Origin of the sequence: Aerococcus sp. HMSC23C02 (assembly GCF_001806805.1) — a bacterium.
Taxonomy (GTDB): domain Bacteria; phylum Bacillota; class Bacilli; order Lactobacillales; family Aerococcaceae; genus Aerococcus; species Aerococcus sanguinicola.
Window position 1 is genome coordinate 45,133 of the sequence record NZ_KV786040.1, and the last position, 3,043, is coordinate 48,175.

Annotated in this window: 1 protein-coding gene and 1 pseudogene; both read left to right on the forward strand. The window is 51.9% G+C overall.

Annotation, left to right across the window (positions count from 1 at the left end; all coding sequences use genetic code 11):
* Positions 1-419, forward strand: a pseudogene (locus HMPREF3090_RS09785) (hypothetical protein); the annotation flags it as partial.
* A 22-nt stretch (positions 420-441) separates the two neighbouring features.
* A partial coding sequence (locus tag HMPREF3090_RS01080) for a collagen-flanked surface repeat-containing protein (protein WP_083272331.1) occupies positions 442-3,043 on the forward strand: 2,602 nt, incomplete at its 3' end.

Below are 3,043 nucleotides of genomic sequence, written 5' to 3' on the forward strand. Positions count from 1 at the left end.
AACCAGCTGTTGCAGAAGGTGCAGTCAAAGACGGTAAGTCTGCCTACACTACCGTTGTTGAAGGACCAAATGCAGCCAATGAACCAGGCCGCTGGATCATCAACTACTTCGATAAGAATGGCGACGGCAAGTTTACCGACGATGAAGTCGTATCTGCCCAATTCGTTCGCGATGGTAAGGACGGCAAGACCTACGCTCCAGTCCTCACTAAGGGTGAAAATGGCACAACCTCTATTAAGTTCTACCCAGTAGATCCTAAGACTGGTGAGCCAGATACCAAGCAAGCCCCAGTTGCCACTGGCGAAGTCAAAGACGGCGCTAAGGGTGACGACGGTAAGAGCTTTGCCCCAGTGGTTGAGAAGGGCGCAGACGGCACCACCACCATCAAGTTCTATCCAGTAGATCCTAAGGACCGGTAAAGCTGACACGACCCAAGCTCCTGTGGCGGAAGGCTCTGTCAAAGACGGTAAGTCCGCCTATACCACAGTTGTTGAAGGACCAAATGCAGCTGGCGAGCCTGGCCGTTGGATCATCAACTACTATGACAAGAACGCGGATGGCAAGTTTACCGACGATGAAGTCGTATCTGCTCAATTCGTTCGCGATGGTAAGGACGGCGTTGACGGCAAGACTTACGCTCCAGTTGTGACTAAGGGTGCAGATGGTACAACCACCATCAAGTTCTATCCAGTAGATCCTAAGACTGGCAAGGCTGATGAAAGTCAACCAGCTGTTGCAGAAGGTTCTGTGAAAGATGGTAAAGACGGGAAGGCCCCAGTCGTTGAAACTGAACGGGTGGAAGACCTTGATCCAAACACCCCAGGCAAGCAAGCCGGGACCAAGATCACTGTCAAAGATCCAGAAACTGATAAGGTCATTAGTGAAACCTTCGTCAAGGACGGCCAAGACGGCAAGTCTCCAGAAGTCACCACTAAGGACAATGGCAACGGGACCCACACCATCACCATCAAGAACCCAGATGGCACGACCACCACAACAACCGTTAAAGACGGGGCTAAAGGTGACAAGGGTGAAAAAGGTCAAGACGGTACGAATGGTGTCGACGGCAAGACCTTTGCCCCAGTCGTTGAGAAGGGCGCAGACGGCACGACCACTATCAAGTTCTACCCAGTCGATCCTAAGACAGGTAAGGTTGATAAGAGCCAAGAACCTGTTGCCACTGGCGAAGTCAAAGACGGCGCTCAGGGTGCAGCTGGCCAAGACGGTAAATCTGCCTACACGACGGTAGTCACTGGACCTAACGAAGCTGGTGAACAAGGTCAATGGATCATCAACTACTACGACAAGAACGGCGACGGCAAGTTCACCGATGATGAAGTCGTTTCCGCTAAATTTGTCCGTGACGGTAAGGACGGCAAGTCTCCAGAAGTCACGACTAAGGACAATGGCAACGGAACTCACACCATCACCATCAAGAACCCAGATGGCACAAGCACTACCACAACGGTCAAAGACGGTAAAGATGGGAAAGCACCAGTCGTTGAAACGAGCCGTGTAGAAGACGCTGATCCAAATACTCCAGATAATCAACCAGGTACTAAGATCACTGTTAAAGACCCAGATACTGGCAAGGTGATCAATGAGACCTTCGTCAAAGACGGTAAAGACGGTAAGGACGGCGTTGACGGTAAGACCTTTGCCCCAGTTGTTGAGAAGGGTGCAGATGGTACAACCACCATTAAGTTCTACCCAGTCAACAAAGAAACGGGCAAGCCAGACACCAGCCAACCAGCCGTTGCAGAAGGCACTGTCAAAGACGGTAAGGATGGCCAAAGCTACGCACCAGTTGTAGAAAAAGGTCAAGATGGCACCACCACCATCAAGTTCTACCCAGTTGATCCTAAGACCGGTAAAGTGGACACGACTCAACCAGCTGTTGCAGAAGGTGCAGTCAAAGACGGGGCAAACGGCAAGTCTGCCTACACCACCGTCGTTGAAGGGCCAAATGCAGCCGGCGAGCCTGGCCGCTGGATCATCAACTACTTCGACAAGAACAACGACGGCAAGTTCACCGACGATGAAGTCGTATCTGCCCAATTCGTTCGCGATGGTAAGGATGGCAAGTCCCCAACAGTCGAAGTGAAGGACAACGGTGACGGAACCCATACCATCACAACCAAGAACCCAGACGGCAGCGTGAACTCCACCACCACCGTTAAGAACGGTAAGGACGGTAAGTCCCCAGTCGTTGAGAGCACCCGGGTTGAAGATGCTGATCCAAATACACCTGGTAACCAAGCAGGTACCAAGATTACGGTCAAAGATCCAGAAACCGGTAAGGTCATCCGCGAAACCTTCGTCAAAGATGGCGTCAACGGTAAGGATGGTAAAGACGGTAAGAACGGTATCGACGGTAAGAGCTTTGCGCCAGTCGTTGAGAAGGGCCAAGATGGCACGACCACGATTAAGTTCTACCCAGTAGATCCTAAGACTGGTAAGCCAGACACCACTCAACCAGCCGTTGCAGAAGGTTCTGTGAAGGACGGTAAGGATGGCAAGTCGCCAGTCGTTGAAGCCAGCCGCGTCGACGACCTCGATCCTAACACCCCTGGCAAGCAAGCCGGCACTAAGATTATTGTCAAAGATCCTGAAACCGGCGCTGTTGTTCACGAAAGCTATGTGAAAGACGGTCAAGACGGCAAGTCTCCAGAAATCACCAGCAAGGACAACGGTGACGGCACCCACACCATCACCATCAAGGATCCAAGTGGTACAGTAACCACAACTACTGTCAAAGACGGTAAGAATGGTAAAGATGGCCGTGACGGTATCGATGGCAAGAGCTTTGCCCCAGTGGTTGAGAAGGGTCAAGATGGCACCACCACGATTAAGTTCTACCCAGTAGATCCTAAGACTGGCAAGCCAGACACCACGCAAGCACCTGTTGCAGAAGGCTCTGTCAAAGATGGCAAGGACGGCAAGTCTCCAGAAGTCACCACTAAGGACAACGGCGACGGGACCCACACCATCACCATCAAGAACCCAGACGGCACGACCACAACCACGACGGTCAAAGACGGTA